The organism is Streptomyces sp. NBC_01525 (assembly GCF_045040405.1).
GTDB lineage: Bacteria > Actinomycetota > Actinomycetes > Streptomycetales > Streptomycetaceae > Streptomyces > Streptomyces benahoarensis.
Map to the genome: position 1 here is coordinate 6,039,309 of NZ_CP109397.1, position 23,781 is coordinate 6,063,089.

Annotated in this window: 20 protein-coding genes; 5 read left to right on the forward strand and 15 right to left on the reverse strand. The window is 73.1% G+C overall.

Annotation, left to right across the window (positions count from 1 at the left end):
* Window positions 1–2: 2 nt before the first annotated feature.
* The 6 genes from scpA to OG422_RS26315 form a co-directional block, all read right to left on the reverse strand.
* Window positions 3–2,231, reverse strand: coding sequence for a methylmalonyl-CoA mutase (gene scpA / locus OG422_RS26290; protein WP_405746287.1), 2,229 nt, complete (start codon window positions 2,229–2,231; stop codon window positions 3–5).
* Entirely contained in the window at window positions 2,231–4,111 is a 1,881-nt protein-coding gene (locus OG422_RS26295; RefSeq protein WP_405746290.1) for a methylmalonyl-CoA mutase family protein, read from the reverse strand. The genes scpA and OG422_RS26295 overlap by 1 nt, the downstream gene beginning before the upstream one ends.
* A 356-nt stretch (window positions 4,112–4,467) precedes the next feature.
* Window positions 4,468–4,869, reverse strand: a complete 402-nt coding sequence (locus OG422_RS26300; RefSeq protein WP_405746293.1) for a DUF1992 domain-containing protein — start codon at window positions 4,867–4,869, stop codon at window positions 4,468–4,470.
* 113 nt (window positions 4,870–4,982) lie between these two features.
* Window positions 4,983–5,552, reverse strand: a complete 570-nt coding sequence (locus OG422_RS26305; protein WP_405746296.1) for a hypothetical protein — start codon at window positions 5,550–5,552, stop codon at window positions 4,983–4,985.
* The gene (locus tag OG422_RS26310) at window positions 5,549–7,129 is read right to left on the reverse strand and encodes an ATP-binding protein (RefSeq protein ID WP_405746299.1); all 1,581 of its coding nucleotides are present in this window, start codon (window positions 7,127–7,129) and stop codon (window positions 5,549–5,551) included. The genes OG422_RS26305 and OG422_RS26310 overlap by 4 nt, the downstream gene beginning before the upstream one ends.
* Complete coding sequence (locus OG422_RS26315; RefSeq protein ID WP_143944565.1) at window positions 7,126–7,830, reverse strand: response regulator transcription factor; 705 nt, start codon at window positions 7,828–7,830, stop codon at window positions 7,126–7,128. Before OG422_RS26315 ends, OG422_RS26310 begins: the two co-directional genes overlap by 4 nt.
* A gap of 146 nt (window positions 7,831–7,976) precedes the next feature.
* On the opposite strand from OG422_RS26315, the gene OG422_RS26320 reads away from it, so the two are divergent.
* Window positions 7,977–8,750 carry a polysaccharide deacetylase family protein gene (locus OG422_RS26320; protein ID WP_405746303.1) on the forward strand — a complete coding sequence of 258 codons (774 nt, stop codon included), beginning with the start codon at window positions 7,977–7,979 and terminating at the stop codon, window positions 8,748–8,750.
* Between the two features lie 67 nt (window positions 8,751–8,817).
* Here OG422_RS26320 and OG422_RS26325 read toward each other — a convergent pair whose 3' ends face one another.
* The 3 genes from OG422_RS26325 to OG422_RS26335 all read right to left on the reverse strand — a co-directional run bounded on the left by OG422_RS26325 (window position 8,818) and on the right by OG422_RS26335 (window position 11,517).
* Window positions 8,818–9,231 carry an SsgA family sporulation/cell division regulator gene (locus OG422_RS26325; RefSeq protein ID WP_143944563.1) on the reverse strand — a complete coding sequence of 138 codons (414 nt, stop codon included), beginning with the start codon at window positions 9,229–9,231 and terminating at the stop codon, window positions 8,818–8,820.
* Window positions 9,232–9,445: 214 nt separating this feature from the next.
* A complete protein-coding gene (locus tag OG422_RS26330; RefSeq protein WP_405746306.1) occupies window positions 9,446–10,987 on the reverse strand; it encodes a PH domain-containing protein in 1,542 nt (513 codons plus the stop codon).
* On the reverse strand, window positions 10,984–11,517 hold the full coding sequence (locus OG422_RS26335; protein ID WP_405746309.1) for a PH domain-containing protein: 534 nt from the start codon (window positions 11,515–11,517) through the stop codon (window positions 10,984–10,986). Before OG422_RS26335 ends, OG422_RS26330 begins: the two co-directional genes overlap by 4 nt.
* A gap of 111 nt (window positions 11,518–11,628) precedes the next feature.
* On the opposite strand from OG422_RS26335, the gene OG422_RS26340 reads away from it, so the two are divergent.
* The gene (locus tag OG422_RS26340) at window positions 11,629–12,255 is read left to right on the forward strand and encodes a TetR/AcrR family transcriptional regulator (protein WP_405746312.1); all 627 of its coding nucleotides are present in this window, start codon (window positions 11,629–11,631) and stop codon (window positions 12,253–12,255) included.
* A gap of 371 nt (window positions 12,256–12,626) precedes the next feature.
* A complete protein-coding gene (locus tag OG422_RS26345) occupies window positions 12,627–14,129 on the forward strand; it encodes a sigma factor (protein WP_405746315.1) in 1,503 nt (500 codons plus the stop codon).
* A 120-nt stretch (window positions 14,130–14,249) separates the two neighbouring features.
* Here OG422_RS26345 and OG422_RS26350 read toward each other — a convergent pair whose 3' ends face one another.
* From OG422_RS26350 to OG422_RS26375, 6 genes are all read right to left on the reverse strand, one after another.
* Window positions 14,250–14,756, reverse strand: a complete 507-nt coding sequence (locus OG422_RS26350) for a MarR family winged helix-turn-helix transcriptional regulator (protein WP_143943512.1) — start codon at window positions 14,754–14,756, stop codon at window positions 14,250–14,252.
* 43 nt (window positions 14,757–14,799) lie between these two features.
* Entirely contained in the window at window positions 14,800–16,914 is a 2,115-nt protein-coding gene (locus OG422_RS26355; protein WP_405746318.1) for an FUSC family protein, read from the reverse strand.
* Between the two features lie 863 nt (window positions 16,915–17,777).
* Window positions 17,778–18,089: a hypothetical protein gene (locus OG422_RS26360; RefSeq protein ID WP_405746321.1), complete on the reverse strand. Its 312-nt coding sequence runs from the start codon at window positions 18,087–18,089 to the stop codon at window positions 17,778–17,780.
* A 205-nt stretch (window positions 18,090–18,294) separates the two neighbouring features.
* Entirely contained in the window at window positions 18,295–19,098 is an 804-nt protein-coding gene (locus OG422_RS26365) for a DeoR/GlpR family DNA-binding transcription regulator (RefSeq protein ID WP_143943622.1), read from the reverse strand.
* A 39-nt stretch (window positions 19,099–19,137) separates the two neighbouring features.
* On the reverse strand, window positions 19,138–20,022 hold the full coding sequence (locus OG422_RS26370) for a ketose-bisphosphate aldolase (RefSeq protein ID WP_405746324.1): 885 nt from the start codon (window positions 20,020–20,022) through the stop codon (window positions 19,138–19,140).
* Between the two features lie 38 nt (window positions 20,023–20,060).
* Window positions 20,061–20,966 (reverse strand): SIS domain-containing protein, encoded by a 906-nt coding sequence (locus tag OG422_RS26375; RefSeq protein ID WP_405746327.1) that lies wholly within the window; start codon window positions 20,964–20,966, stop codon window positions 20,061–20,063.
* A 303-nt stretch (window positions 20,967–21,269) separates the two neighbouring features.
* On the opposite strand from OG422_RS26375, the gene OG422_RS26380 reads away from it, so the two are divergent.
* Together OG422_RS26380 and OG422_RS26385 are read left to right on the forward strand one after the other, a co-directional pair.
* Entirely contained in the window at window positions 21,270–22,706 is a 1,437-nt protein-coding gene (locus tag OG422_RS26380) for a sugar porter family MFS transporter (protein ID WP_405746330.1), read from the forward strand.
* Between the two features lie 81 nt (window positions 22,707–22,787).
* Window positions 22,788–23,504 (forward strand): endonuclease V, encoded by a 717-nt coding sequence (locus OG422_RS26385; RefSeq protein ID WP_405746333.1) that lies wholly within the window; start codon window positions 22,788–22,790, stop codon window positions 23,502–23,504.
* Window positions 23,505–23,781 lie beyond the last annotated feature (277 nt).

Here is a 23,781-nt window from a genome sequence, read left to right on the forward strand (position 1 = left end):
CCTCACAGCTCGTGGCCGAGGGCCCGCGCGAGGTCCCGGACCAGGTCGTACGCGGCGTCCGGGATGACCGTGCCCGGCGGGAAGACCGCCGCAGCGCCCATGTCCCGCAGCGTCTGCACGTCCTGCGGGGGGATCACCCCGCCCACCACGACCGTGATGTCCTCCCGGCCCTCGGCGGCCAGCGCCTCGCGCAGCGCGGGCACCAGCGTCAGGTGCCCGGCCGCCAGCGAGGACACCCCGACGATGTGGACGTCCGCCTCCACGGCCTGGCGGGCCACCTCGGCCGGGGTCTGGAACAGCGGGCCGACATCGACGTCGAAGCCCAGGTCGGCGAAGGCCGTGGCGATCACCTTCTGGCCGCGGTCGTGGCCGTCCTGGCCCATCTTGGCCACCAGGATGCGGGGCCGGCGGCCCTCGGCGCGCTCGAACTCGGCCACCAGATCCCGGGTGCGGCCGACACCGGAGGAGGGGCCCGCTTCGTCTCGGTACACACCGGAGATCGTACGGATCTGCCCGGAGTGACGGCCGTAGACCTCCTCCAGGGCGTCGGAGATCTCCCCGACGGTTGCCATGGCGCGGGCCGCGTCCACCGCCAGCGCCAGGAGGTTGCCCTCCAGCCCCTCGCCGGGACCGGACCGCGCCGCCTCGGTCAGCGCCCGCAGCGCCGCCCGGCAGGCGTCCTCGTCCCGCTCGGCCCGCAGCCGCTTGAGCTTCTCGATCTGCTGGGCACGGACCGAGGAGTTGTCGACCTTGAGGACCTCGATCTCCTCGTCGGTCTCCACCCGGTACTTGTTCACCCCGATCAGCGCCTGCCGGCCCGAGTCGATCCGCGCCTGGGTACGGGCCGCCGCCTCCTCCACCCGGAGCTTGGGGATGCCCGCGTCGATGGCCTTCGCCATCCCGCCGGCCGCCTCCACCTCCTCGATGTGCTGCCAGGCCCGCCGCGCCAGATCCTGCGTCAGCTTCTCGACGTACGCGCTGCCGCCCCACGGGTCGATGACCCGGCAGGTGCCCGACTCCTGCTGGAGGAAGAGCTGGGTGTTCCGGGCGATCCGCGCGGAGAAGTCGGTGGGCAGCGCCAGCGCCTCGTCCAGCGCGTTCGTGTGCAGGGACTGGGTGTGGCCCTGCGTCGCCGCCATCGCCTCCACACACGTACGCGTCACGTTGTTGAACACGTCCTGCGCCGTCAGCGACCAGCCCGACGTCTGCGAATGGGTGCGCAGCGACAGCGACTTGGGGTTCTTCGGCTCGAACTGCTTCACCAGCTTGGCCCACAGCAGCCGCGCCGCCCGCAGCTTGGCGATCTCCATGAAGAAGTTCATGCCGATCGCCCAGAAGAAGGAGAGCCGCGGCGCGAAGGCGTCCACGTCCATGCCCGCCGCCATGCCCGCGCGCAGATACTCCACCCCGTCGGCGAGGGTGTACGCCAGCTCCAGATCGGCCGTCGCACCCGCCTCCTGGATGTGGTACCCGGAGATCGAGATGGAGTTGTACCGCGGCATCTTCTGCGAGGTGTACGCGAAGATGTCGGAGATGATCCGCATCGACGGCTGCGGCGGATAGATATAGGTGTTGCGGACCATGAACTCCTTGAGGATGTCGTTCTGAATGGTCCCGGCCAGCTTCTCGGGCGCTACGCCCTGCTCCTCGGCGGCCACGATGTAGAGGGCGAGAACGGGCAGCACCGCGCCGTTCATCGTCATCGACACCGTCATCCTGTCGAGCGGAATGCCCTCGAACAGCTGCCGCATGTCGTAGATGGAGTCGATCGCGACGCCCGCCATGCCGACATCGCCGGTCACCCGCGGGTGGTCGCTGTCGTAGCCGCGGTGCGTCGGCAGGTCGAAGGCGACCGACAGGCCCTTCTGCCCGGCCGCGAGATTGCGCCGGTAGAAGGCGTTGGACTCCTCCGCGGTGGAGAACCCGGCGTACTGCCGGATCGTCCACGGCTGGTTGACGTACATCGTCGGGTACGGGCCGCGCAGATACGGCGTGATGCCCGGGTACGTCCCCAGGAAGTCCACGCCGTCGAGGTCGGCGTCCGTGTACAGCGGCTTCACGCCGATGCCCTCGGGCGTCTCCCACGTCAGGTCCGTGACGCTCGCGCCGGTGGCCTGCTCGACGGCCTCGGCCCACCGCGCGGGATCCGCGCCGTCCGCCGTGCCGTCCAGCGGCACGCCGCTGAAATCCGGGATGGTGCCCGGGCCATCCGTCCGCCGTGTCCCGCCCATCACGCCACCTCCATGACATCCAGGGCCGAGGCGAGGGCCCCGGCCGCGTCGCAGCCGGTGAAGACGTACGCGTCCACCCCGGCCTGCCCGAACTCCTCGCGCCGCTCACCGGGCGCACCCGCCAGATACACCCGCACCGCACCAGCTGCCTTCAGCGCCGCCGCGATCTGGGCCGCCTGCTCCGCGTAGAGCGCGTCGCTGCCGCACAGGCACGCGATCCGGGCGCCGCTCGCGGCGAAGGCGGCGGCCACCGTCCCGGCGTCCACCGACGCGGGCTCGTGCACCGTCTCGACGCCGCCCGCCTGGAAGAGGTTGGCGGCGAACGTCACCCGCGCGGTGTGCGCGGCGGCTGGACCCAGCGCCGCCAGGAACACCTTCGGACGGGCGCCGGTGGCCGCCAGATGCGCGTCCGACCTGGCCCGCAGCGCCTCGTACGCATCGTCCCGCCGCACCCGCGGCAACCCGCCCCCGGCCGGGACCGGCGCGGCCTCGCGGCGCACCGGGGCCTCCCCGAGATACGGGAACTCGCTGACGCCGGTGATCGGTTCACGGCGGGTCGCCAGGTCACGGGACCGGCGCTCCCAAGTCGCCGCGAGCCGGTCGGCGATCAGCCCGGAGCGGAGCGCGGCGGCCTGGCCGCCCGCGCCCTCGATCTCCTGGAACCACGCCCAGGCCGCGCGGGCCAGCTCGTCCGTCAGCCGCTCGACGTACCAGGAGCCACCGGCCGGGTCGATCACCTTCGACAGATGCGACTCCTCCAGCAGCACCGCCTGGGTGTTGCGGGCGATACGGCGGGCGAACGCGTCCGGCAGGCCGAGGGCCGCGTCGAACGGCAGCACCGTCACCGCGTCCGCGCCGCCGACCCCGGCCGACAGCCCGGCGACGGTGGTGCGCAGCATGTTCACCCACGGGTCGCGGCGGGCCATCATCACCGGCGACGTCACCGCGTGCTGCCGCTGCGCCCGCGCCTCGGGCGAGGCGCCGCACACCTCGGCGGCCCGCGCCCACAGGCGGCGCGCGGCGCGCAGCGTGGCGATGGTCAGGAACTGGTCGGCGGTGGCGGCGTAGCGGAACTCCAGCTGCCCGCAGGCGGTGTCGATGTCCAGGCCCGCGGCGGTCAGCGCCCGCAGCTGGGCGACGCCGGTGGCCAGCGAGCACCCCAGCTCCTCGGCGGCCGAACCGCCGGCCTCGTGGTACGGCAGCGCATCGACAGTCAGGGCCCGCAGCCCCGGCGCCTCGGCGGCGCACCGCGCGGCCAGCGACGCGGCGGCCGCCAGGTGAGCGTCGAGCGCGGTGTCGTCGCCGCCGCGGGCGACGAGCGCCAGCGGGTCGGCGCCGAGCGTGCCGGTCAGGGCGGCCGGGGCCACGCCGCTGGCGGCGGCCAGCGCGAACAGCGCCTCGGCGGCCGCGGCGAACTCCGGGCCTGCGTCGAGTGCGACGGCGGCGAGGTCCAGATGGACGCCCGCGAGGGCCCGCGGCAGCGCGTCGAGGGGCATCCCGCCCTCGCCCACGGCCAGCCACAGCGAGGTGACGCCGTTCTCCAGGTCGGCGAGGGCCGCCTCGTTGACCCGGTCCGGGTCGGTGTACGCCTGGCGCTGGCGTACGTCCCATCCGGCGACGGTGGCGCCCTCGGGGCGGCCACCCCGGACGAACGGCGGGAAGCCGGGGAGCCCCGCGTCGGGGTGCCCGTCGTCGGCGGTGTAGAGGGGACGGACGCGGATGCCGTCGGGGAGGTCGGTGGCGAGCGCGTCCTCGGGGGCGTCCGCCGTCGGGGTGGCGCCCAACTTGCGCAGCACCCCCGCGACAAGGTGCTGCCACTGCGCGCGGTCGGCGTCCGGGAACGCGGCGGCCAGGGGGAGTTCGGGGGACTCGGCGGTCATGGCAGCAGGCTAGGCGAACGACCATGAGCTGGAGCAGGGGCTCTCGCTGTGACCTTGAACTCGTTGATCCGTGCGGGTGCCAGGCCCTGCCGTCACACTCCCGTCGTCGCCCGGAGGGCGGCCTCGCGGCGTCCGGTGCGTGCCCTCGCAAGGCGGAGGGTCGCCCCGATACCGGGTGTATCGGGGTGATCCGACAACGCGGCAAGGGGGTACCTCCCTGCTTGAGCGGAGCCGAGAGCTTGGGGGAGGGCGTGCCGGACGTCGCGGGGCAGACGGGGGTGTGACGACAGGGCCTGGGGCGCGGCACGGGGCGGCCGGAGCACGGTACGACGCGTCCGGCCGCCTGCCGCCGCGGCTCAGCGGGCGTGATTCCGACGCCACTGGTGGGCCCGTTCCTCGATGTCGAACGGGGTGAGGCCCAGCGGCGGCCCGTCGAACGGGACGCGCAGGGCCGCACGGATCTTCTCGTTGACGGCGGTCAGGATGCGGCGCAGCGCCGCCTCGCTCGGCGCGGCGGCCGCGGCCTGCGCCGCCTCCTCGGCCTCCTTGCGCAGCGCCAGCGACGGCGGCAGACAGGAAAGGTCCTCGCGGGCCATCTTGTCCTTGACCCACCACAGTTCGTCGTACGGCTTGTCCAGACCGGGCAGCGGTTTGCCGACGCCGGGCAGCCCGGCAAAGTCACCCCGCTCCTGCGCCTCGCGGATCTGCTTGTCGATCCAGGACTCGAAGTCGACGCCGGGGGGTTTGCGCTCGGTCATCGGATGCCTCTCGCGGGATTCGGCCCTGACGGAACCGTGCCGCACCGCGCGCGGGGCTGCTGCGCGCGGGGCGCTTCTCCACGGTAGCCCGCCCGGCGCGGGTGGCGGCGGACTCAGCGTGACGACGGCACCGCGGACGGCTGGACCACCGGGAACGCGGTGTCGCCGCCGCAGATCATCGGGCCGACGCGGGAGCCGGAGCCGGTCAGGGTGACCCGTACCGAGCCCGGCGGGTGGCCGCCGGGCACCTCGGCGTTGGCCGCCGTGCACACCAGCTGGCTCAGGGCGGCGGTGTCCAGTTTCCGCGGCGGGACGGGCAGCCCGATGTCGACCCGGCCGTCGCTCGCGCGGGCCCGCAGCCGGCCGGACAACTTGGGTAGCGCGCTGGAGAGCCCGCGCTGCCGTTCGGCGTGGTCGGGGCCGTCGAGCAGGAGATCGAGGGCGAACTGCGGGTCGGCCGGCGCCTTCGCCGGGCGGGTCGCGGAGCGCAGTCCGGCCGGTCCGTAGAAGAACAGCTGGACGCCGGTCTCCGGGCGGCCCGGGGCCTTCACCCCGGACGCCGGGGCGCCCGCGTCGATCACATCGCTGGGCTCGATACCGCAGCCGACCGGCGCGGTCACGGCGGCGCAGGCCAGCGCGGTGGTGGCCAGGATCCGGGCGGTGCGGGGGCGGGGGGAGGTCATGCGGGGGCCTCCTTGCCGGGGGTGAGCGGGGCGGGTCCGGTGGGACGGTCCGGTGCCGGTTCGGCCGGGCCGTCCGATGCCGGGCCGTCGGAACCGTCCGGCCCGGGGCCCGTCCGCGTCGCCGCCGCGCCCGGCGGCCGCACCGGCAGCTCCACGGTGAACACTGCGCCTCCGCCGGGCGCGTTGGCGGCGCGGACGGTGCCGCCGTGCAACAGGACGTTCTCCCGGGCGATGGCCAGGCCCAGGCCGCTGCCCTCGGAGCGGGCGCGTGCCGAGTCCGCCTTGTAGAAACGGTCGAAGACGTGCGGCAGTACCTGCGGATCGATGCCGGGGCCGCTGTCGCGGACCTCCAGGAGCAGCCGGTCCGCGCCGGGTCCAGGGGCCCGCAGCCGGACGTGGACCGGGCTGCCGCCGTGGTGCAGGGCGTTGCCGACGAGGTTGGCGACGACGACGTCCAGCCGCCGCGGGTCGACGCGGGCGCGGACGCCGTCGGGCAGCTCCGCGCCGACCTCGTCCTGCCAGGCGCGGGCCTGGAGCGTCTTGCGGACGGTCTCGGCGACGTCCACCTCGTCCAGGTGGAGCGCGGCGGCGCCCGCGTCGAACCGGGAGACCTCCATCAGGTCCTCCACCATGCGCGTCAACTTTCCGGTTTCCTGACTGATCAGCCGGACCGCGGACGCGGTGTCCGGGTCGAGCGTCGCGGCGTCCTCGTCCAGTACGTCGGTGACCGCGGTCATCGCGGCGAGCGGGGTGCGCAGCTCGTGCGAGACGTCCGCGGCGAACCGGTGGGCGTTGGCCTCCAGGCGCCGCAGCTCCGCGACGCTGGCCTCCAGCTCCTCCGCCATGTCGTTGAACGACCGGGACAGCCCGGCGAGTTCGTCGGTGCCCTTGACCTCCAGCCGGGTGTCGAGCTTCCCCTCGGCGATCCGCCCGGCCGCCTGCCGCAGCCGCCGCACCGGCCGCAGCACACCCCGGGCGGCGAGCAGCGCGGGCAGCACCGACAGCGCCAGCACCGGCAGCGCGCCCCGTTGCGCCGCGCTGACCAGGGCCTCGACGTTGGCCTCCTCGGCGTTCAAGGGGAGCTGGGCGTAGACGGACAGGGCGGACGGCGCGCCGTCGGACTGGCGTACCGGCATGCCGATCAGCAGCCAGGGATCGCCGTTGCGCACCACCCGCTGGAACGCCGGGACATGGCGCTGCTCGACGGACTTCTCCAGATCGGCGGGGAGACGGGCCGGGCTGCTGGGCGGGGCGTCGTCGCCGCCCGGGACGCCGCGGTAGCGGACGCGGATGTCCCAGTCGCGGGAGGTGCCGGAGCGCTCCAGCTGGAGGCGGAGGGCCTCCAGATCGGTGCGGGTGGGCGGCACGGTCAGCTCGGGGGCGAGCGAATTGATCTGGGTGCGCAGGTCGTTGACGGCCATGTCCTGGGAGCGCTGCAGGATGGCGTTGCGGGCCTCGCGGTACGTCAGCCCGGCGGTGGTCAGCGCGCTGACCGCGGCGACCAGCAAAAACGCCACGACCAGCCGGGCCCGCAGGCCCCGCAGCAGCCCCGGGGGCAGCAGGCGGCGGCGCCTCACAGGGGACCGAAGCGGTAGCCGAAACCGCGCACGGTCTGGACGAAGCGGGGGCTGCGCGGGGTGTCCTCTATCTTCGTGCGCAGCCGCATCACACAGGCGTCCACCAGCCGGGCGTCACCGTGGTAGCTGTGCTCCCAGACGTGTTCCAGCAGCTGCTGGCGGCTGAAGACCTGCCCTGGGGTGGCCGACAGGAACAGCAGCAGCTTCATCTCGGAGGGCGCGAGCGCGAGGTCCCGGCCGCCCTTGGCGACGACGAGCCCGGCGCGGTCGATGGCGAGCGTGCCGTACGACTCGACGGGCGCGGGGCCGGGTTCGGCGGCGGCCGCACCGTCGGCGGGCGGCGCGGTGCGGCGCAGCACCGCGCGTATGCGTGCTTCCAGTACCTCGCCGCGGGCCGGTTTGACGATGTAGTCGTCGGCGCCCGCCTCCAGGCCGAGGACCACGTCGAGGTCGTCGCCGCGCGCGGTGAGCATGATGATCGGCAGTTGCCGCTCGGCGCGGATCAGGCGGCAGACCTCGAAGCCGTCCTTGCCCGGCAGCATGAGGTCGAGCAGCACGATGTCCGGCCGGAAACCGGGCAGCAGACCGAGCCCTTCCTCGCCGCTGCCCGCCGCCGCGACATCGTGGCCGCGCCGCCGCAGGGCGAGGGTCACCCCGTCGCGTACGGCGGCGTCGTCCTCGATCAGAAGTACACGTGGCATGGGTTCAGTATCGAGAACTTTCATGATGGATCGGTAACAGAGGCATCCTGATCGGTTTCCTTCGCATCTGTGGGGGTGCGGCCGGTTGTCGGAAAACGCCCGGACCGTACGAGACGACAGAACTCCAACACGGTGTGAGGGACGACATGAACACGGCGGGGCGCTTCGGGAACGGGCGCGGCATCCTCAAGACGGTCACCGCGACGGTGGTGGCGCTCGGCGCCGCCGGGGCGCTGGCCCTGGCATGGCCCGGCGGCCCCACGAGCGCGGAGGCGGACACCCCCGAGGCCACGGCCACCCACCGCCCGACCGTCCGCCCCGTGGACCCGTCGATCGTGCACGCCTCGGACCGCCCCGGCCGCAGCCTCAACGTCACCATCGACGACGGCCCGGACCCGGTGTGGACCCCGAAGGTCCTGGAGGTGCTGGAACGGCACCACGTCAAGGCGGTGTTCTGCATGATCGGACCGCAGGCCGCGGCCCACCCCGACCTCGTACGCCGGGTGGTCGCCGCCGGGCACCGGCTCTGCGACCACACGATCAGCCACGACACCGGCATGGACCACCGGCCGGAGCGCTACCAGTCGGACCAGATCCTCCCCGCACAGCGGATGATCGAGAAGGCCGGGGGCGCGCCGGTGCGCTACTACCGGGCGCCCGGCGGCGCGTTCACGCCGTACAGCCGCGCCCTCGCGGCCCGGCACGGGATGCGGCCGCTGGGCTGGAACATCGACAGCAAGGACTTCGAGGGCGGCTCCGTCGCCACGATCGAGGCGACCGTCCGAAGCGAGCTGACGAACGGTCCGACCGTCCTCTTCCACGACGGCGGCGGCGACCGCTCCCGCACCGTCGAGGCGCTGGACCGCCTGCTGCCGTCGCTGCGGCAGCAGGGCTACGGGTTCGGCTTCCCGCAGCACTGAGGCTGCGTCCCCGGCGGGCACGGAGCGGTGCCCGCCGGGGACACGGTGGGGAGCGGGCGCCGGGCGGTCACGCCGCGCCGAACAGGGCGGCGAGGCCGCGGTCGACATCGAGGTGGGCCGGCTCCTGACCGGCCGGGACCGCCGCGTACGACCGGGCGAGGAAGCGCCGCACGTCAGCCGTCCGCAGCTGCACCATCGCCACGCCCTCGTCGGCGTGGAACTCCATGACAGTGCGCTCCGGACCGGCCGGACGCACCCGTACATCGCCCCGGCCCGCGGGAGCGTGCAACCCCTCGGCCAGCAGCTCGCGCGCGAACGCCCAGTCCACCGCGGCCCCGTCGAGCGAGATCTCCGGCGGGAACGACATCCGCACCGCCAGCGGATCGGAGGGGTGGTAGCGGAGCACGGCGGGGACGGTGTGCGGTCCGGGGGTCGTCGCGAGGAGGCGGACCTGGACGGCGTGGTCGATGGCGGCGGGCATCGCGGCGGCTCCTCACAACTGTCGGTTCACAGCATCACTCACCCCTTAGGACGAACGACGGGCCCTGGTCGTGCACGCACAGGGGGTGTGATCTGCGTCATGGTGCGCATCGGCGAGGGAGAAGCGGGTAGCCGCCGTGGTCGGCCACCCCGGCCACCCCGGCCACCCCGGCCACCCCGGCCACCCCGGCCACCCCGGCCTTCGCGCCGCCCGCTCAGCGCCGTCCGCCGCCGTCCGCCCCCACCAGGAACTCCTCGACGATGCCCGGCGCGGTGGCCGCGGCGAACCCCGGCGCCCGTGCCGCGGCCAGGTCCGGGATCCGGTGGCGGCCCTCGCCCGCGGCGAACGCGGCCGTCAGCGTCACCAGGCCGGCCCGGCGGCCGAACGGCGTGCTGGAGAACGTCCACGCCGCGACCGCCGACCGCTCCAACGCCAGTGTGTCCCGGCTGAACACCCCCGAACGCACCACGAGATGACCACCGCACAGCCCGTGCCCGAGCGCCCGGTACGCCGCCCGCGCCGCCCACCACACCACGCCCGCCGACACCACCGCGTACGCCCCTGCCCACGGCAGCAGCACCGGCGCGAAGGCCACGCCGCAACCCGCCGACAGCGCCGTGCCCGGCAGCGTCACCCACAGCAGTCCGCGCAGCCGCCGCCTGCGCAGCGCCGCCCGGGGATGGCGCACCAGCGTGGCCGGGACGCCCCGCCCCGGGAGCGGCGGATCGGGGAACGGCGCGCGCAGCGCCCCACCGGCGACCCGCACCGCCAGCGCGCGCGGCGCGGGCGGCAGCAGCCCGCTGCGCGCACGGTTCTCGTCGCGGTCACCGAGCCCACCGGCCACCGCCCGCACCGCCGCCCCGCCGCCCGCCCGCAGCAGCAGCGGCTCCCGGAGCAGCACCCCGCGCAGCCGGGCCCGGTCGACGGTGACCGTACGGGTGGTGAACAGACCGCGCCGCACCCGCAGGGTCGAGGCGTCGGCCCACTCCAGGCGGTGGTGCCACCAGTTCTCCGCGTACAGCGCCACCGCGCCGACCGCCCCGGCGGCCAGCAGCACGAGCAGCGCCGCGGGAACCGTCAGCCACGGCGACACGGTGCCGAACGCCGCGAACGCCCGCCGTACGAAGCCCAGTTCCCAGAAGTCGACGCCCATGCCGTGCAGCACGCGGTGGACCGTCCCCGCCGCGATCAGCACGCCGCCGACCACCCAGAACGTCAGCGGCGCGTACCGCAGCCAGCGCGGCGAGAAACGCGCCAGCACCGGATCGTCCGTCGCCGCACCGGACGCCGCGCGGGCGAGCAGTGCACCCCGCAGCCGCCCGGCCTCGGCGACCGGCAGCGCGTCCAGTGCCAGCACACCGCTCCCGTCGCCCGCGGTCCCGGCCCGCAGCGCGGTCAGCCGCAGCACCCGGTGGAGCGGCGTCGCGGTGAGATCGACGGTACGGATCCGGTCCAGCGGCACGGTGCGCAGCCGCCGGGTCAGCACCCCCGTCCGCACCTCCAGCGCGGCGCCGGTGACCCGGAACTCCGTACGGGCCCAGCGCACCGCGCCGACCGCGGTGACCACGGCGAACGACACGGTGAGCGTGGCCAGCGTGATCCAGGTGCCCGGCGGGATCCGCCCACCGGTGGCCACGGCGGCCGCCGTGAGGGAGGCCAGCGGCGGGAGCGGCCAGGTGGCGTGGACCAGGAGGGTGCGCGGATGGGTGCGGCGCCAGCCGCCGTCCTGGGGCAGCGGGGGAGTCGTGGGGGTCATGCCGCGTCCCCCGGAACCAGCTGCGCCGCCGCGCCGATCCGCCGGGACAGCTCGTCCGCCCCCGCGTCGGACAGCCCGCGGATCGTGATGTCGCCCGCCGTCGAGGCGGTGGTGACGGTGACCGTCGCCAGCCCGAACCGGCGCTCCAGCGGGCCCCGCACCGTGTCGACCGTCTGCACCCGCGACAGTGGCGCGATCCGCCGCCGCTGCCGGTACCAGCCGTCGGACGCGTACACCGCCCGCTCGCCCAACTCCCAGGCGTGCACCGCGTACCGCACCTGCGGCATCAGCGCGAGATGGGCGAGCGCCGGGACGACGAGCGTGACCAGCAGGAGCGGGCCCAGCCACGGCAGCGCCCCCGGAAAGAAGAGCAGGGCGCAGACCGCGAGCGCCACCGCGGTCAGCAGCGCCGGGCCGCTCACCGTCAGCAGCGCCCGCGCCGTCCACCAGCGGCGCGCCCGCGGATCGACGCGATGCCGCGGCGGCCGCAGCGCAGCGGCGGGAGGAGGTGCGGTTCCGGATCCGGGCATGGCGATTCCCCGTTTGCAAGTCAACTGTATTGGACGTGAGCACGTTATACCGTACGAGTGACTTGTAAAAACGGGCCGTGCCGGAACGGCCCGACGACGGGAGGCCGGGGCGTGCCCAAGAAGGTCGATCACGAGGCCCGGCGACGGGAGATCGCGGAGGCGCTCTGGCGGATCGCGAGCACCCGGGGCCTGGACGGCGCCGGACTGCGCGACGTCGCCGCCGAAGCCGGTGTCTCCCTCGGGCGGCTACAGCACTACTTCCGCAGCAAGGACGACATGCTCGTCTTCGCCCTGCGCCACATCAACGCACTGGCCGACCGCCGTATCCGCGACCGCATCGAGGCCCTGGACGAGGTGCCGACCCCCCGCCTCGTGCTGCGGACCTGCCTGGTCGGCATGTTGCCGCTGGACGACCGCAGCCGCACCGGCGCCCTCGTCGGCGCCGCCTACTTCGTCCGCGCCGTACACGACGCGGACCTGCGCGCCGAGGCCAGGAACGGCATCCCTCACCTCCGCGACTTCTTCACCGGACAACTCCGCCGCGCCGCGGACCGCGGCGAACTTCCGCCCGCCCGCGCCACGGACGACGAGGCGATGCTCCTCATCAGCCTCGTCGACGGCCTCTCCGCCTATCTCCTTCTGGAGGTCCACACCCCGGAGCAGGCCCTCCGTCTGCTCGATCTCCATCTGGGGCAACTCTTCGGCGGGGGAGCGGTGAGCGAGGGAGTGAGGGAGTGACGGGCTCGGGTGACCGCCTGCGGCCGGAGTCGAACTGACGAGGCGTCAGGGCCCGTAAGGGGGCTTCGGGCTGCCCGGCGCCCGCCGCGCACGCTGAGGGTGTTTCAGGAGGATTAGCACCACCTGTCATTGTCTGTCCCCACCTGCCCGTACCTGTCGTTTACGGGGCGGGGCGCCCGCGCATCACGCGGGGCGTACGGGAGCGCACCGTGACCCCTTTCACCAATGCCACGTGCCGGTCATGGCCCGACAGATGGGAGAATCAACGCTCCTAGGAGGACGAATTCCCGGGCCTGCTCCCGGACCGAACCTTCCCGGGACGCGCGGCCACCGCCGTCCCGTCCCGGGGCGAACACCGAAGGTTGCCCCCCATGTCTGAAGCCCCCGCGGACTCCGCGTGGCCCGCGGACCGGCTCACCCCCACCGTGTCGGTCCCCGCACAGGCCGGCGGCCCCGAGGAGCCCGGCGCCTCCGCCGTCGACGTCTACACCGAGCTGTACGCCCAGGAGCATCCGCGCCTGGTCGGCTACGCCCGGTCGCTGATCGCGAACACCTGGCTCGCCGAGGACGTCGTCGCCGAGGCGCACTTCCGGGTGTGGCGCCGCATCCACGGCGGCCACCACATCGACAACGTCCCGGCGTATCTGCGGACCACCATCCGCCACCTCGCCTCCAGCGCCGGATCGGACGCGGCCCGCGAGGTCCCCCGCGACCCCGAGGACGGCCAGACCTGGCCCGAGGTCGCCACCGTCGTCGGCGCCACCCCACCGGAGGACCCGGCGCAGCGCGTCGCCTACGTCGACCAGCTCGCCCGCGTCCTCGACCAACTCCCGCACCGCTGGGTGAAGGCCCTCTGGCTCGCCGAGGCCGAAGGCCAGCCGCTGGAGGCCGTCGGCAAGGCCATCGGCGCGGGCAAGGGCGCCACCGCCGTCCTCCTCCACCGTGCCCGGGAAGGCATGCGTCAGGCGTTCCTGCGCGGCCTGCCCGGCAGCCCGGATGCGGCCGCGTGCGGCACCCACTGGGAGCGGATGCCCGCCTATCTGCGCGGCGAGGCCACCGCCCGGCAGGCCGACGGCATCGCCGACCACCTCCCGGACTGCGCCGACTGCCGCGACCGGCTCGCCCTGCTCACCCGCGCCAACCACCGCCTGCCCGCGCTCACCGGCCCCGCGCTGCTGGTGTTCCTGGCCGGGGGATCGGCGAAGTTCCTGCTCCCCCTGCTCGGCGCCGGAGCCGGGGCGGGAGCGGCCGCCGCGGCCTCCTCCGGCGCCACCCCGGCCCCCGGCAGCGTCCTGGGCGCACTGCGCCGACTGCTGCGCATCCGCTCCGGCCCGGCCACCGCAACGGCCGCCGGAGTCACGGTCGTCGCCGTCGCCGGGGCGGCGATGGCCGCCGGATACGTCCTCATCGGCGAGGATGCCCCGCCGCCGAAACCCCGGTCGCACACCATGGCCCCGGCGCCGCGGTCGCGCGCTGCACCGGCCACGCCCGCCGCTCCCCACGGCAGCCCGGATGCGCCGTCCCCGGCCGCCCCTCCGGCGCCACCCGCCGCGGGCACTCCGTCGGTGCCGTCGGCGTTCCCGTCTCCGTCCGCCACCACCGCACCGCCGTCACCCCGGCCCTCGGATCCGTCGACCGCGCCTACGACGCCCGATCCGACGGAGACTCCGAGCCCAACGCCGACGCCGACTCCGACGACATCGCCGTCACCGACGCCCACACCGACTCCGACCCCTACGCCGACGCCGACGGAAACCCCGACGCCGACCCCTACGACCACGCCGACCACTGTCCCGCCCAGCCCGACGCCGACCGTCCACTGCGGCTGGCACCGGGAAGGCTCGACATGGGTGTGGAGCTGCACGCGGGGTTAGGGGCCGGAGCGGGCCCGCACCGGGGCATGCGTCCCGGTGCGCTTCGTCAGGGACCCGCACGTCGTGGTGACGAACGGGCGGCCGAAGTGGGGCCCCGCCGTGAGTTGGCGGGCCTCGCCGTCAGTCCAGCAGACTGCCCAGACGGCCTTCCAGGACGACGAGGAGTTCGCCCAGCCCCTCGGAAAGTTCCTCGCGGCGGCGCTCACCGATCCCGTCGAGCAACGTCGCCTCGTACGCCAGCTGTTCGGGCAGGATCCGGTCGATGAGGTCGCGGCCCTCGTCCGTGAGGGAGAGATGGGCGACCCGGCGGTCGCGGTCGTCCGCGCGGCGGCTGATCAGCCCGCGCGCCTCCAGCTGCCGCAGCCGCTTGGTGACCGCGGCGCCCGACGCGAACGTCTCCCGTGCCACCCGGCCCGGCGTCAGCTCCCGGTCCATCCGGCGCAGCGTGCCCAGGACGTCGAACTCCGGGCGGGACAGCCCGGCCCGCCGCAGCGGCGCGTCGGCGGCCTGCTGCAACAGCGCCGAACAGCGGTTGAGCCGCCCGATCAACGCCATCGGACCGGTGTCAAGACCCGGGTGCACCTGCTGCCACTGACGCAGCACTCCCGCGACGATGTCCTCGGCCACCCGGCTCTCCTCTCGGCCTCGTACGGCGCGGGCCCGGCTCAGCTCACCGTCGTACGCCGTCAATTGTGCCTGCCGCGGCCACCGCTTCCGGCACGGGCCGGGCGGACGGCGCGGACCCGGCCAGGCGCCGTGCCAGCAGTGCCAGGGTGCGGTGACCGTGCTGTTCCGCCTGGGCCACCCGCTCCTCCGGCAGCGCCCGCTGCCACCACTCGCCCGAGGCCACATCGACGGCCTCGCGCAGCTCGGCCAGCGCCCCGGCCAGCCGGTCGCGCGCCCAGCCGGTCTCCCGCGCGTCCGCCGCGCCAAGGACGGCGTCCGCCGCGAGCAACTGCCCGGCCGCGACCTGCGCCGCGGTGGTCCGCTCCAGCGCCGCCCCGATACGGTCACCGGCCCGCCGATTGGTGACCAGTACGCAGCAGACCAGGCCCAGCACGGCACCCACCACCGTGTCGATCCACCGGTCGGCGACGAGCACCCGGGCCGGCAACGGGTTGCCGAACTCCGTCAGCAGCAACGCCATGGGCGTGACGCACACCGACCCGAGCCAGTAGTTCCGCGTGATCCACGCCTCCGCACCGAACTGGAAGACCAGCGCGAGCGCGATCATCGCCAGATGACCGGTGTGGATCAACGGCAGCAGCGCGGTGAACAGCACCAGCCCCAGCAGGTTCCCCACCGAACGCTGCAACGCCCGCTGCCCGGACAACGTCGTGTTCGCCTGGAACACCGACGCCGCCGTGACGACGGCCCAGTACGGATGCCCGACCCCGAGCCCCATCGAGACCCACCCGGCCAGCGCGCACCCCACGGCGGTCCGGACTCCGACCGGCAACAGCGGCGAACCGGGCCGGAACGCGGCTCCTACGGTCCGCCATCCGCGCGCCCGCCCGGGGGCCGGGGGGCGCGGTGCGTACCCGGGGGGCCCGGATCCGCGGGTCGCGTCACCTCGGGGCCCGGGGATCCCTTCGCCGATGCCGCCGACGGGAGCCTCCTCGGCCTGCCCACGGCCCTCGGGCCGGCCGGCCTGCGCCTCGCTGTTCTGAGACCGGTCGGCATCGATGTGCCGGTCGATGTGCCGGTCGATGTGTTGGTCGACGTGCTGGTGGTCCAGCTCGACGCCGATCAGCTCCGCCCGCTGCGACGGGGTGAGGGCCACAACGGGGAGTGGCCCATTGCCGCGGACGTCATGCGCCCATTGATCGAATGCTTCTGCTTCTGCTTCCGCTTCGGCGAGCGCGGCGGTGGCGGGGGGAGGCGCCGGTACGACTGTACGGGACGAGTGGGGTGCGGGCCCGCCGATGCGCTCACCTGCACCCCCACCGTTCTCCCCGTCCACTGCCCCGCCCAGCACGGCCTCGGCCCGGACGAGCAGCCGCTCCAGTCCGGCCCGTGACTCGGCCTTCGCGGGCGTACGCGCGGGAACCAGAAAAACCGTGTGCCAGGCGGCGTTCACCGCGGTCGCCGTCGCATGCCGGGCACGCGCCACCACGCCCTCGGCCTCCCCGGGCGCCGTGCCCAGGGCCGTCACCTCGGCGCGCAACTGCGCCGCCGCGGCCTCCAGCGCCCGAGCGGTGGCTATCCGCTCGGGCCCCCGCGGCCGCACCAGCGCGGGCGCCATCCCCACCAGCCACGCCACCGCTCCGGCCGCCAGCGCCAGCACCAGATGCAGCGGTACGTCCGCGATCCGCTGCGGCACGAAGAACGCCGACGCCGCGATGAACGTGAAGATGAGATTGCCCGGCGGCCCGATCCGCGTCGCATCACAGACCACCTTGTGCACCGCGGCAAGCACCGAGGCCAACGCCACCAGCACCACGGCTGACGACACCAGCGACGCCGCCGTCAGCGCCACCCCCAGGCTCGCCGCCATGCCGAGCACCACCCACGGCAAGGTCCGGGCCCGCGCCGCATACGGGAGCCCGTGCCCGTAGAGGGCGCACATCGCTCCCGCCGAGGTGTAAAGCACCAGGTCCATGCGCCCGAACGCGTAGAGCATGAAGTCCGGGATCGCCAGTGCCGCCACCGCGCTCAGCGCTGGCTTGTGCCAGATGTCCACCGGCCGCCGCAACCGCACAGCACTCCCCACCGGCAACGGCCGCACCCCACTCCACAGCGCCCCGCCCCCACGCCTCCCGGCCGCCTTCGTGTGCTTACCCATACGCGAAGATTAACAGGTGTTTTACTCGTAAAAAGCATGTCGTGAGTCACGTGGGGCGGTGCGGGGTGAGCTGGAGCGGGGAGATGGGGTGTGGGTCACCGTCGGGGTGGCCGGGCGGGTGGTCGGGCGACGCGCGGGGCTTGCGGCGGGACCGGTCCGGCGGGCAGCAGCTCGGGGCGCGGTGGGGGAGTACGGGCCGCAGGCGGAGCGTGGGCCGTACCCGGGGCGAGGTGCCCGGACGCGTTCCTCTGTGCCCCGGCGACCGCCCGGTGCTCGCTGATTGCCGAGCAGCGCCGGGTGCCACTACCTGCGAGACGGCGCCCACCTGCGGCGGAGGTGGCTGAGCTCGTCCTCTCCGGCCCGAGCGCGGGACGAACACGCCAGCGGCAGCGCGGCGCCGGGCGCGCGGGAGTCGGAGACGCCGCATCCAGCGCCACCGGACCGGACGTGCGTATGTGGGAGATGACGCGCGTATGTGGGATACGCGGGAACCGAAGGTATGGGGTGGGCGCCACTGGTTGGAGCCGATGACGCCGTTGTTGACCGCGCCCACCGCCTGCGGGCGACGAGGCTGCGCCAGCGGTGGCCGAAGCGCTCATTCCCACTCGGACCCGGAGCCGCCCGGAGCCGCCCGGACCCACTCAGATCCGGGACGAGACGCCATCCGGGACGGGGCTCGGCCGCTGGGGGCGTCCCCAGCGCATGCGCCTACCAGGCAACAGCAACCCCCGGGGCCACAACTCCCCAGGCCCCGACCTCCAGCGCCGGTTCCTGCCGCCCGTCTGCCTACCATCCGGCTGACCTGCAGCTCTCTACCGCTCAGCGCTACCGGCTCTGTCCGCCACAGGCGGGCCCTCTCCGGCTCAACAGCGCGCGTTCTTCACGTACAGCGCACGCTCCGAACTCGCCTGGGCGTAGCGCACATTCTTCGTCGCGCCCTTACTGAGCCGTCCGCGCGGATCGGCATGGTGCGGGACCACGATGACGTAACACGCCGGACGCCGACTGCACAGATTCGTCAGCCGCACGTAACGCTGATGGCCCTTCGTATAGAACTTCCGCACCTTCACACACTGGACAGGTGGCCCGGCAGCCGCCGCCTCCGACGCAGCCGTCAGGCTCAGCGTCCCCCCGCACAGCACAGCGGCCAACGCTGTGACCAGCAACTTCCGCATCACTACACTCTCCCCCGGATCAGGCCCCCGACGCTTCTCCCACCAACGGACCCAGCTGGCTTCGTAGGCTCATTCTCCATTCTCCATACGCAGCGACAGGTATCAGCACCAGCCACGGGACGCCTTCTTCTGGCCACGCCCTCCCCCCGCTCCGCACAAGCCCACCCCGGGGGCCCGGGCCCCCGACCGCCAACGGCCCCGTTGCTCACCCAGCGTCAACAGTCCCCGCCGTCACCACCTTCAGCCCACGATCGGTGAACTCCCGGACCGCCTGCTCGGGCGCACCACCGTCCGTGATGAAGGTGTCGAACACCTCCGCGCCGCCGATCCGGGCGAAGCAGCGCGCGCCGATCTTCGACGAGTCAGCGACGACGACTGCTCGCCGTGCCCGCTCGGCCATCAAGTGGTTGATCCGGGCCTCGGCCTCGTCGTGAACCGTCGCTCCCATCACCGGGTCCATTCCGTTGGCGCCGATGAACGCGAGGTCCACCGAGATCTGCTGGAGCACCAACTCGCTGAACGGGCCCACCAGCTCGAAGGAGCGGGAGTGCGCCACGCCGCCGGTCAGCACGATCTTGATCTGGGGGCGTACCGCCAGCTCGTTGGCGATGTTGAGGGAGTTGGTGACGATCGTCAGATGGGGTTGCGGCCCGGCTTCGGCGAAGTCCGGACGGACGGCCAGTGCCCTGGCGATGGCCGTCGTGGTGGTGCCTCCGCTCAGGCCGACCACATCGCCACGCTCGACCAACCGCGCCGCAGCCTGTGCCACTGCCTCCTTCTCCTCGGATCGATGCGCGTGCTTGTAGCGGATCGGCAGGTCGTACGCCACCGAGCTGAGCACCGCCCCGCCCCGGGTGCGGGTCAGCAGCTGCTGCTCGGCGAGTGCGTCCATGTCGCGCCGCATCGTGGCAGCGGAGACCTCCAGCGCGGTCGCCGCCTCCTCGACGTCCACCCGGCCCCGTTCGCCGAGCAGCTCAAGCAGTGCGTTCATCCGTTCATGGCGCTTCATGCGGCGAGCCTAGCCGCGCCATGGCAACGTTCCCGCCGCTCACCCCCGCGCCGCCGGCGCCTGCGCCGCGTACTGCCCGGGCAGGTCGGGCGCGGTGTTCACCATCCCCAGCAACCTGGCGGCTTCCCTGGCCACCCGCTCCCTTGCCGGTTTCACGTACTTACGCGAGTCGATGAGCTCGGCGTCGGCTCCCAGCGTCTCCCGTATGGACCGGGTGAACACCGACACCAGATGCGTGGAGATGTTGATCTTCGTCATTCCGGCGGCGATGGCGCGTTGCAACTCGGCGTCCGGCACTCCGGACGACCCGTGCAGCACCAGCGGCACCGGGAGCGTTTCGCGCAGGCGGGAGATCAACTCCTTGTCCAGCACCGTCGTCCGTTCCCGCATCGCATGAGAGGAGCCGACGGCGACCGCCAGCGCGTCGACGCCCGTCGCGTCGACGAACGCCAGCGCCTCGTCCGGATCGGTCCGCGCGCCGGGCGCGTGCACACCGTCCTTTCCGCCGACTTCGCCGAGTTCCGCCTCGACGAAGGCATCACGCTCATGGCACCAGGCGGTGAGGGAGGCGGTGGTGGCGACGTTCTGTTCGTAGGGGAGCGCCGAGGCGTCCACCATGAAGGAACGCACACCGACCGCCGCGCCCTGATGGACCAGCTCCGGATCGGTCAGGTGATCCAGATGTACGGCGATGGCGGCGGACGAATCCTCCGCGAGCGCGAGGGTGGCCAGTGTGATCGGGCGCAGACCGCCGTGATATCGAATGCAGTTCTCGCTGATCTGCAGGATGAGGGGCGCTTCGGCTCGCTCAGCGGCGGTGACCAGCGCCTCGGCGGTCTCCAAGTGGATGACGTTGAAGGCCGCGGCGCCGACGCCGTTCACCCGCGCGGCGTCGATGAGTGAGGAGGTGGAAACGAGAGGCATGGGGTGCTGACTCCCTTGTGTGCGGGTCGGGTCGCTGCCTACCGGGCCGCCGGAACGGTGAGCATCACGGACCGGGTCAGACTGCGCGGGCTGTCGGGGTCGAGGCCCCGGGCGCGGGCTCGTTCCAGGGCCACTCGCTGTACCAGCACCAGGTCCGCGAGCGGGTCGCGGTCGTGGCGGACGAAGTGAGCGCCGGTGCGGGCCACCTCTGCCTCCAGGCCCGCCGGGGCGGCACCGAAGAGCCAGGTCACCCGGTTCGGGGCGGCTATCGAGATCGGGCCGTGGCGGTACTCCATCGCCGGGTAGGACTCCGTCCAACTCTGGGACGCCTCCCGCATCTTGAGGGCCGCCTCGTTGGCCAGGCCGTAGGTCCATCCCGTGCCCAGGAAAGTGAACTGCTCGGCTTCCACCCACTCCTGCACGACCGGGGTGGTGAGCGCGCCCCGTGCGTCGTGGATCGTCTCGGTCAGGTCCTCGCCCAGGTGCGCGCGGAGCAGTGTCAGGGCGGTGGTGGCGAAGCGGGTCTGGACCACGGAGCGTTCGTCGGCGAAGGGCAGGATGACGGTCTTGTCCGAGAGTTCCGTCGCCGGGGTGTCGGGGTCGCCCAGGATCGTCACCGTCGGGATGCGGCCCCTGATGGCTTCCAGGACGCGCAGTACCTCAGTCGTGGTGCCGGAGCGGGTGATCGCCACCACCGCGTCGTAGTCGCGTGCGTCACAGAGGAAAGCCTCCGAGGCGGCGAAGGGGTCGGTCACCCCGGCTCCGGAGCTCTCGCGGAGCGCCGCGTACGACTGCGCCATGAACCAGGAAGTTCCGCAGCCGATGACGGCCACCCGCTGCCCCGGCTCCGGCAGCGGGCCATCCGCGGCGCCGATCCCGGCGGCCTCGGCCCAGGTCTCCGGCTGACTGTGCAGCTCCTGCTCCATGTAGGACGTCTCGCTCATGGCACACCCTTCGTGAACGGTGGGTTGAACTACTCGGCTTCTCATCTGCGCGATTGATGAGTGAAAGTGCGTTCTTTCTTCCCGTTGTAATCAACTCTACGCATTGCGGGTCGGTCGGGCCATCCCTCGTGCGAGTGAAACGTTCGAGAGGTGGGGTGCGGGCCATCGCTCGACTGGCCCCTTTCGGGCGGTGGGTGTTCGGTGATCGGGGTTCACTGAAGACTGTTGATAGTTGAGTGAAAGGAATGCAATAGTTGCATGATCAGTCATGAGTAGGTCGGCACGCTGCGCGAAGGACCCGCCATGTCCACTGCAACGCTCTCCGAGACGCCCCCGCCACCACCGTCCGGGAAGGCCCGCCGTACGGGGCGGCTCTTCGCGCTGACCGGGGCCTTCGTCGGCGTCATCTATGGCTACGACTCCGGCAGCATCTCCGGCGCGCTGGTGTTCCTCAGCCGGGATTTCCACCTCACCGAGGCGGAAAAGGGCCTGGTCAACAGCATTCTCGTGGGCGGCTGCGTCGTTGGTGCGCTGCTCGGCGGCAAGCTGGCGGACGCCTTCGGCCGCAAGGCCGCGATGCTGATCGTCGCGGGTTCGTACGCCCTCTTCGTCGCGCTCTCCGCACTCGCGCCCAATGTCGTCGTCCTCGACGCGGTCCGCTTCCTGCTCGGGGTGGCGATCGGTATATCGATCGTCGCCGCCCCGCTGTACATAGCGGAATCGACACCCGCGCGTATCCGTGGCGCGTCCGTCGCCGCCTACCAGGTCGCGACGGTCACCGGCATCGTCATCACGTACTTCGTCAACTGGGGCCTGGCCGACGGTGGTCACTGGCGGTGGATGCTGGGGGCGTCGGCGATCCCCGCGGCGCTGGTCATGATCCCGCTGTTCCGGCTGCCGGACACGCCCCGGTGGTACGTCCTCAAAGGGCGGACCGAGCGCGCGGTCGAGGTCATGACGATGACGGATCCGGATGTCGACGCGCGCACCGAGGTGGCTGCGGTCGGCGCGGCGCTCACCGCGGAGAGCGGTGGCTCCGCCGGCTCCATGCTGCACAAGCCCTACCTCCGCGCCACGGTCTTCGTCGTCGGCCTCGGCTTCTTCTGTCAGATCACCGGCATCAACGCCGTGACCTACTACAGCCCGCAGATCTTTGCGCAGATGGGATTCATCGGCGGCGGGCTGAACTTCCTGCTGCCCTCGTTCGTGCAACTCGCCTCGCTGGCCGCCACCGTGCTGGCGATTCTCATCATCGATCGGCTGGGCCGCCGCGTGGTCCTGCTGACCGGCATCGGCACGATGGTTGTCATGCTCGCCGTGCTCACGGTCGTCTTCGGCGTGGGAGAGCTGCACGGCACCACGACCTGGGTCGGCTTCGGTGCGATTCTGCTGTTCACCGCGGCCTTCAACTTCGGCTTCGGCTCGTTGATATGGGTCTACGCGAGCGAGGCGTTCCCCGCGCAGCTCCGGTCGACGGGCGCATCGGTGATGCTCACCGCCGACCTCGTCGCCAACCTCCTCATCGCGCAGTTCTTCCCGTCCCTGATGGCCTGGATCGGGGCCTCCTGGACGTTCGCCGGGCTGAGCGTGCTGGCGCTGGGCGCGCTGGTCTTCGCCTCCTTCACGGCGCCCGAGACCAAGGGGCGTCACCTGGAGGAGATCCAGAGTTACTGGAGCAACGGAGGCCGCTGGCCCACCCCTACGTCCGCCCCCGCTCCCGCCACGGAGGTGGTGCAGTGACCCGTGACCGCCGACCGGGCCCGCCGGCGGCCCGGTGGGCGGCGGGGCGTGGGTCCGCCCGTTCGATACCGTGGCGTCATCATGGACAACACCAGCCCCGTCTCCCTCGATGACGAACTGCGGAACTGGCCGGCCGACGAGGCCGAGGCGCGCGCGGTCCAGGACCGGCTGCGGCGCCATGTGCGCCTCGACGAGCCCGGCCCGCCGCCGGACTTCGAGGGCACCGTCGTCGGCGTCGACGTGGCGTACGACGACGGACGGGACGTCGTCGCGGCTGCGGCCGTGGCGCTGGACGCCCGCACCCTGGAGATCGTGGACGAGGCCACCGCGGTCGGCCGGATCTCCTTCCCGTACGTCCCGGGGCTACTGGCCTTCCGGGAGATCCCGACGGTCATCGACGCGCTGGCCGGTCTCGCGCGGACACCCGGCCTGGTGGTGTGCGATGGCTACGGGCGGGCGCACCCGCGACGCTTCGGGCTCGCCAGCCACCTCGGAGTCCTGACCGGTCTGCCCACGATCGGCGTCGCCAAGAACCCCTTCACCTTCCGCTACGACGCTCCCGGCGACGGACGCGGGGCGACCTCGCCGCTCCTGGACGACCTCGACGGCACCACGGAGGAGGTGGGCCGGGCGCTGTGCACCCAACAGGGCGTCAAGCCCGTCTTCGTCTCCGTGGGGCACCGCACCGGTCTCGACGGCGCCTGCGCCCACACCCTCCGACTGGCACCGCAATACCGGCTCCCCGAGACGACCCGCGCGGCCGACGCCCTCTGTCGTCGGGCACTGGCCGCCAGCTGAGCCACGGCCTCGGCCCGGTGCCTGGACCGTGCCTCGGCCCGGCGTCGGGGGGACTCCGGCCCCCCCCGACGGATCACGACGCGGCGCTGCAAGACTTCCGTGACGTAGGGAAAGCCCTCCCCGTCAAGGTCCGAGGCGATGACGGTCACCCCCGGATTCGCGGGCGCAGCCGTCACTCCCAGGTGGCCTCCCGAAGCCCCGTACTCATGAAGTCCGGCCGCCGTTTCCCGTCCGTTGAGGAAGTGCCCCCGGGGCCCGCGGTCTTGACACCCCGCCT

Coding starts and splice junctions, on each gene's coding strand:
- scpA (WP_405746287.1), bottom strand. CDS start 2,231: ATGGGCGGGACACGGCGGACGGATGGCCCGGGCACCATCCCGGATTTC.
- OG422_RS26295 (WP_405746290.1), bottom strand. CDS start 4,111: ATGACCGCCGAGTCCCCCGAACTCCCCCTGGCCGCCGCGTTCCCGGAC.
- OG422_RS26300 (WP_405746293.1), bottom strand. CDS start 4,869: ATGACCGAGCGCAAACCCCCCGGCGTCGACTTCGAGTCCTGGATCGAC.
- OG422_RS26305 (WP_405746296.1), bottom strand. CDS start 5,552: ATGACCTCCCCCCGCCCCCGCACCGCCCGGATCCTGGCCACCACCGCG.
- OG422_RS26315 (WP_143944565.1), bottom strand. CDS start 7,830: ATGCCACGTGTACTTCTGATCGAGGACGACGCCGCCGTACGCGACGGG.
- OG422_RS26320 (WP_405746303.1), top strand. CDS start 7,977: ATGAACACGGCGGGGCGCTTCGGGAACGGGCGCGGCATCCTCAAGACG.
- OG422_RS26325 (WP_143944563.1), bottom strand. CDS start 9,231: ATGCCCGCCGCCATCGACCACGCCGTCCAGGTCCGCCTCCTCGCGACG.
- OG422_RS26330 (WP_405746306.1), bottom strand. CDS start 10,987: ATGACCCCCACGACTCCCCCGCTGCCCCAGGACGGCGGCTGGCGCCGC.
- OG422_RS26335 (WP_405746309.1), bottom strand. CDS start 11,517: ATGCCCGGATCCGGAACCGCACCTCCTCCCGCCGCTGCGCTGCGGCCG.
- OG422_RS26345 (WP_405746315.1), top strand. CDS start 12,627: ATGTCTGAAGCCCCCGCGGACTCCGCGTGGCCCGCGGACCGGCTCACC.
- OG422_RS26355 (WP_405746318.1), bottom strand. CDS start 16,914: ATGGGTAAGCACACGAAGGCGGCCGGGAGGCGTGGGGGCGGGGCGCTG.
- OG422_RS26360 (WP_405746321.1), bottom strand. CDS start 18,089: ATGCGGAAGTTGCTGGTCACAGCGTTGGCCGCTGTGCTGTGCGGGGGG.
- OG422_RS26365 (WP_143943622.1), bottom strand. CDS start 19,098: ATGAAGCGCCATGAACGGATGAACGCACTGCTTGAGCTGCTCGGCGAA.
- OG422_RS26370 (WP_405746324.1), bottom strand. CDS start 20,022: ATGCCTCTCGTTTCCACCTCCTCACTCATCGACGCCGCGCGGGTGAAC.
- OG422_RS26375 (WP_405746327.1), bottom strand. CDS start 20,966: ATGAGCGAGACGTCCTACATGGAGCAGGAGCTGCACAGTCAGCCGGAG.
- OG422_RS26380 (WP_405746330.1), top strand. CDS start 21,270: ATGTCCACTGCAACGCTCTCCGAGACGCCCCCGCCACCACCGTCCGGG.
- OG422_RS26385 (WP_405746333.1), top strand. CDS start 22,788: ATGGACAACACCAGCCCCGTCTCCCTCGATGACGAACTGCGGAACTGG.